Raw genomic sequence first — 6167 nt, forward strand, 5'->3', positions numbered from 1 at the left:
AGGGCGTTGCCGCCGAGGGCGACGACAATACGATCGGGCTTACCGTACGGTTTACTCATAGTGTTCGTTCACTTCCCAGCTATTAGCGAAGCGTCGCGTACATCATGGCCTTAATGGTATGCATGCGGTTCTCGGCCTCCTGGAACACACGAGACTGCGCGCTCTCAAAGACCTCGTCGGAAACCTCCATCTCGGTCACGCCGAACTTCTCGGCAATCTCGGCGCCGATGGTGGTCTGCGTATCGTGGAAGCTCGGCAGGCAGTGCATAAAGATGGCGCCGGGGTTTGCCTTGGCCATGACCTCGGGCGTTACTCGATAGGGAGAGAGAAGATCGATTCGGCTCTTCCACAGCTCCTCAGCCTGGCCCATACCGACCCAAACGTCCGTATAGATCACGTCTGCATCCTTGACGCCCTCCTCGATATCCTCAGTGAGCTGGATCGTGCAGCCATTCTGAGCGGCGATCTCCTGGCAGCGCTCAAGAAGCTCGGGATCGAAGTGCGTGGCGCCCTCGACATCGCCCTTGGGTCCGCAGGAGCAGAAGTTAATGCCGAGCTTGGCGCAGATAACCATCAGGGAGTCGCTGACGTTGCCCTGCTCCTTGCCCATATAGGTGAGCTTCATGCCGCGCGTGTCGCCAAACTCCTCACGCATGGTAAGAATGTCGGCAAGGGCCTGGGTGGGATGGTACTCATTGGTCAGACCGTTCCAGACGGGAACGCCAGCCTTGGCGGCAAGCTCCTCGACGATAGACTGGTCAGAACCACGGTACTCGATACCGTCATACATACGGCCGAGCACGCGGGCGGTATCCTCGATGGACTCTTTCTTGCCCATCTGCGACGAGCCGGGGTCGAGGTAGGTCACGCCCATACCCAGGTCCATACCGCCGACCTCAAAGGCACAGCGCGTGCGCGTTGAGGTCTTCTCAAACAGCAGGACAATGTTCTTGCCCTCGAGAAAGCGGTGCGGATAACCGGCGCGCTTCATATCCTTGAAGTTCTTTGAGAGGTCGAGCATGTACTCGATTTCCTCGGACGTAAAGTCAAGCAGGGTAAGAACGCTTCGACCAGAAAGATTAAGAGCCATGATTTGAGTCCTTTCGATTGTTGGAACACACAAGGAGGGATGGGCGGCGCAGACGCACACGCGCCGCCCAGATACGCTAAAGCTGACTAGATTTCCTCACGCCAGAACGGCATGGTCATGCAGCGCGGGCCGCCGCGACCGCGAGAAAGCTCCTCGGAGGGAGCGACGAGCAGCTCGACGCCAGCCTTGTAAAGAGCATCGTTGGTGACAACGTTGCGCTCATACACGCAGACCTTGCCCGGTGCGACCGCAAGAGTGTTGGAACCATCGTTCCACTGCTCACGGGAAGCCTCGATCGGATCGCCGCCACCGCACTCAATCATGGTGATATGGTCCATACCCGTCGCAAGCTCGAGGATATGCTGCAGGGTGCCCTCGAGTTCCTCGATATGCACCTCCCCCTCCGAATCGCCCTTGGTCAAGCGGTAGGCACGAAGCGTCTGGTAGATGCCGGGATAGACCGTGAACTTATCGCGATCGACCTGCGTGCAGACGGTGTCGAGGTGCATGTAGGCATAGCCGTGCGGAATCTTGATGGCATAGATGTTCTCGATCTCGGCCTCATCGGAACCCCAGAACATATTCTTGGCGAGCTCATCGATGGCTGCAGTCTGGGTGCGCTCGGAAATACCGATGGCGAGCGTCTTGGCGTTGATGTTGAGGATATCGCCGCCCTCGATATGCCACTCGCTGTTGTGGTCGTACCAGATGGGGCTACCGGCGTAATCGGGATGGTTGCGCAGCACCGTTTCGTAGAAGATTACCTCGCGGTTGCGCTGATTCCAGTACATGCGGTTCATGGTAGCGCCCTTGCCCACGACAGCCAGAGGGTCACGGGAGAAATACGAGGCCGGCATGGGGAACAGCACCATATCGTCAGCCTTCAACTCCTCGCCGTCCATACTGGCAAGAGAACCGCCAACCTTGGGGATCTCGAGGTCGCGAACGTAGAGGCCGCCCATGGCAGCAAGGACAAACTCCTTGTTGTCCTTAATCGAATCAAGCTTCTCGACAACGGCCTGGCGAAGGGCCGCGTTGGAGATGCCGGACTCACCCATGAACTTCGTCATGAACTCTGCGCGAGTGCCCTCGACTTTGTCAAACGTCTCAGCGAGCAGCTCTTCCATATAGACGACCTCGGCGCCAGCGCCGCGAAGAAGGTCGGTAAACTGATCGTGCTCTTTCTGGGCATAGTCCAGATAGAACGCGTCGTGAATCCAAACGCGGTCGAAATCCTCCGCCTTCATGTTTACAAGATCCATACCGGGGCGATGGACGCACACCTTCTTGAGGGCGCCAATCTCGCTATGAACGTTCAGTCCTTTGTTCATCTCTATCCTTCTTTCTCACAACTTGTATGTGGGGTTTTGCATTTACGGCAGGGGGATAAGACCCGAAACCGCAGTGAATGCCATGCAGATAACGCTTACGACCAGGAAGAATTTCCAAGCGACCTTCCACCACTGGCCTAGCGGAATCTTGCAGACGCCAAGACCGGCAACGAGCATCGCGCTTGTTGGCGAAATGAGAGACATGGCCGCGCTGCCCATGGAAAGACCAGTAACTGCGGCCTCGGGGTTTAAGCCCATCAGCTCAACAAGCGGGCCGAAAATGGGAATCGTAAGAGCAGCGATGCCCGAGGAGCTCGGAACGAGGATCGACAGAAGGTTATCCACGACATAGAGAATGCTCGTAAAGATAACTGCCGGAACTCCGGAGAGAGCCGTGGCGAGCGTGTTGAGAATCGTATCGATGATGAGGCCGTCATTGGCGATTACGAGGATTCCGCGGGCGAGGCCAACAACGATGGCAGAGAACGCGAAGTCTGCAATTCCCTTAACGAACTCGCCAGCGATCTCCTTCTCATTCATCCCGGAAACAACACCCGAAAGAAGGGCCATGGCCAAGAAAATCGCAGAGATTTCGTTCATGTACCAGCCCTGGGCCACCAGACCCCAAATGATGGCGGCAAGTCCAAGCACGAAAATAACCATAACGGCTTTCTGCCTACCGGTGAACTCGCTATCGAGGAGATTCTCGTCCGCACCAAACTCTTTGCGCTTCTCGATATCATCGTGGAAAGCTGGGGATGCCTCGGGATTCTTCTTAACCTTGAGGGCATACATCACAACCCATGCGATGGCAACTGCAGTGAGCACGACAAGGGCGATAGTACGCAACCAAAGCTGGGGGTTGCCCTGGATACCGAGGATGCCCTGGGAAATCAGGACGTTGAACGGGTTTACGGTAGATGCGATGTATCCGATACGGGCACCCACAAACACCGTCATGAACGCTGTAATTGAGTCGAAGCCCATGGCCATCATGATCGGCATAAGAATCGCAAAGAACGGAAGCGTCTCCTCTGCCATACCAAAGGTGCTGCCGCCCAAAGCAAAAAGCACCATTAGGATCGGAATGATGAGGACGTCCTTGCTCTTGAACTTCTTCACCACTCGGGCGACGCCGCTCGTGATGGCTCCGGTCGCCGTGATGACCTGGAAGGAACCTCCCACGATCATAATGAATGCAACGACCTCGACCGCTTGCTGGATGCCGATCGCAGGGGCCTCAAGTACTTCGAAGATGCCTTGGCGAAGATCGACCTCGTTGCCGTCCTCGTCCGTATAGACCTTATCGACAGGCTCATAGGTGCCCGAGACCGTTACCTCGCGACCGTTAACCTCCTGGCGCTCAAACGAACCCGAAGGCACGACCCAGGTCAGAACGGCAAATACGGCCATCAAGACGAGAATGATGGTGTACACGTGCGGGACTCGAAGAGTGCGCTTCTTTTCTGTCTCTGCCATCTCTCCTCCTTAATTCAGGGGTTTTTCGTTGCCGGCAAAGCCATTGTGTCATCGCGCAAAACACCCTTCCGTCTCTTCGCCCGCCAACGAAGCGCATCGACCCGTAAACGGATTCCAGATTGATGTAATTCGTCAATTGTCTCTTTAAATAGATGTTTAACATCAATTACTAGCCTTGTTCATGCCATTCTCCTGTGACAAATATGATGTAAATTGAATCAATCTCGTAATGTGCCACTATGGAAGCAATCAATACTCATCGCCAAAGCGAGGTCTTATGTCCGCACTACATGTTCAAAACGAAATAGGAAAGCTAAAAAAGGCCCTCCTGCACTGCCCCGGCTCCGAAACGCGCAATTACCCCGACGGGCAGTTCAATCAAGTCTTTACGCTACGCCCGTCTAGCAGCTCATTCGATCTTGAAAAGGCTCTCAAGGAGCATCATGCTTACTCGGCGATGCTCGAGCGCGAAGGAGTAGAGATTCTCTATCTTGAAAACCTTCTTACCGAAGCCCTTGATGCGACAGACCAAGCGCGTCGCTCCTTTATCGATAGCTTCATTAGAGAATGCGGCGCGTGCGGCATTGAGCTCGAGTCCGCTATTCGCGATTACCTCGAGCACATCGAGGGCTCCCGCGCTCTGGCCCAAGCGGCCGTCAACGGCATCCGTTATTCCCAGGTCTTCGACACGGATAAAGAGATGTTCAGCCTCGCAAAACTGACAGGAGACGCATATTCGCCTGACGACCTTCTCGTAGGCCCCCTTAACACCATGTGGTTCACGCGCGATCCGGCGAGCGTCATCGGCGAAGGTGTCACGCTCAACCATATGTACTGGTCAGAGCGCAACCGTGAGGTTATCGCCTACAAAACGATTTTTAGCTATCACCCGGATTTCCGCGAGATCCCTCAGTTCTTCAAGCATGAATCGACTTACCACATTGAAGGCGGCGACCTGCACAACCTCAATAGCGAGAACGTTGCCGTTGGTATATCCCAACGAACCGAGCCGGCAGCGATAGATACCCTAGCAAATAACTTGCTCTGGGATGAGCGCTCAACTATTGAGTCCGTATGGGCCATTCAGGTTCCCTACGATGATCTCTGTATTCATCTCGACACATACTTCACTCGTGTTGGCTACGAGACATTCCTCGTAGCCCGGGAGCTTCTCGATCAAGCGCGAGTCTACCGCATTACACGGGGCAGATCGGAAAGGACAACCCGGGCGCGCCATGTCGAAGGTGGGCTGAAAGAAGCCTTGAGATTAGCCCTGGGTTCAAGCTCGCTGCAATTCATCCCTTGCGGCGGTTCAAATCCCGGAGCGGCGGAGGTCGAAAGAACCAACAATGCCATAAGCACCCTTTGCCTGGAGCCCGGCAAGGTCTGCGTATACGAAGAGAACGCCGAGACTAACAAAGCACTGGAGCAGGCGGGCATTGAACTTGTGCCCATCTCTATCTTTGAGCTGACAAACGGCTTTGGCGGCCCCAGCTGCCTCTGCCTTCCCCTCGTCCGCGCTTCATAACATGGGAACGGGTCAAAACATAAAGGCTCTTCGCAAGCGCGAGCAGCTCACGCAAGAGGAGTTCGCGGCACTCATCGGCGTCTCCAAAGAAACGGTATGCCGTTGGGAAAAGGACCGCTATGCCATCCGCCGGTCAACATTGCTCAAGATCGTATCGAAATTCAATCTGCCGCTCGACGATCTCACATCTGAAACCGCAGGGCTTGCCGCAAAGCTCGACTACGAGGGGCAGAAGCGGAAATCCAAGGAAACTACTACTGACTCCCTTTGCGATGTATTTAAAATCCAGATGAATGGAGGCAGAACGGGACTTAAGCAGACCGGAACAACGGCGCTCCCCTCATCCGTATTCAAAAACCATCGCGGGTGCTTTTTTGTTCAAATGGACACATCTGCCATGTCCAAATGCTATCCGATAGGATCCCTTCTCCTGGTGGACCCCAACCTGAAACCCTGGAACGGATGCTCCGTCATCGCCTTGGCCGATAATTCCAGAATGGTCATACGGCGATATAGCACCGGCACGAACACAGTGATGCTGTCATCCTACTCATATCGCACGTCGGAACCGGATATTGTGCTGGACAAACGCCGAATCAGGATTCTCGGAGTCATCGTCTGGTTTCAGGCATCCCATGACCTGAGCATCTAATCAGATTGGCTCTTATTCGCCTTCCTCATTTGCTCGCGCTCCAAACAGCAAAAGCCCCGCAGTCGGAGCGGACTGCGGGGCTCATGA

General features: G+C 55.0%; 5 protein-coding genes. 2 read left to right on the forward strand and 3 right to left on the reverse strand.

Annotated elements, in window-relative coordinates; translation table 11 throughout:
• Nucleotides 1-82 precede the first annotated feature (82 nt).
• The 3 genes from argF to DWY03_RS09795 all read right to left on the reverse strand — a co-directional run bounded on the left by argF (nt 83) and on the right by DWY03_RS09795 (nt 3900).
• The gene (argF, locus tag DWY03_RS09785; protein ID WP_117767348.1) at nt 83-1090 is read right to left on the reverse strand and encodes an ornithine carbamoyltransferase; all 1008 of its coding nucleotides are present in this window, start codon (nt 1088-1090) and stop codon (nt 83-85) included.
• 86 nt (nt 1091-1176) lie between these two features.
• On the reverse strand, nt 1177-2421 hold the full coding sequence (locus tag DWY03_RS09790) for an arginine deiminase family protein (RefSeq protein WP_117648555.1): 1245 nt from the start codon (nt 2419-2421) through the stop codon (nt 1177-1179).
• A 42-nt stretch (nt 2422-2463) separates the two neighbouring features.
• Nucleotides 2464-3900: a YfcC family protein gene (locus DWY03_RS09795; protein ID WP_187361863.1), complete on the reverse strand. Its 1437-nt coding sequence runs from the start codon at nt 3898-3900 to the stop codon at nt 2464-2466.
• A gap of 277 nt (nt 3901-4177) precedes the next feature.
• Here DWY03_RS09795 and DWY03_RS09800 point away from each other — a divergent pair, with 277 nt between their 5' ends.
• Both DWY03_RS09800 and DWY03_RS09805 read left to right on the forward strand, forming a co-directional pair.
• Nucleotides 4178-5428 carry an arginine deiminase family protein gene (locus DWY03_RS09800; RefSeq protein ID WP_158558657.1) on the forward strand — a complete coding sequence of 417 codons (1251 nt, stop codon included), beginning with the start codon at nt 4178-4180 and terminating at the stop codon, nt 5426-5428.
• A gap of 1 nt (nt 5429) precedes the next feature.
• Nucleotides 5430-6080 (forward strand): LexA family transcriptional regulator, encoded by a 651-nt coding sequence (locus tag DWY03_RS09805; protein ID WP_117648557.1) that lies wholly within the window; start codon nt 5430-5432, stop codon nt 6078-6080.
• Nucleotides 6081-6167 lie beyond the last annotated feature (87 nt).

This window comes from Collinsella sp. AF23-2, from assembly GCF_003459245.1.
Classification (GTDB): domain Bacteria; phylum Actinomycetota; class Coriobacteriia; order Coriobacteriales; family Coriobacteriaceae; genus Collinsella.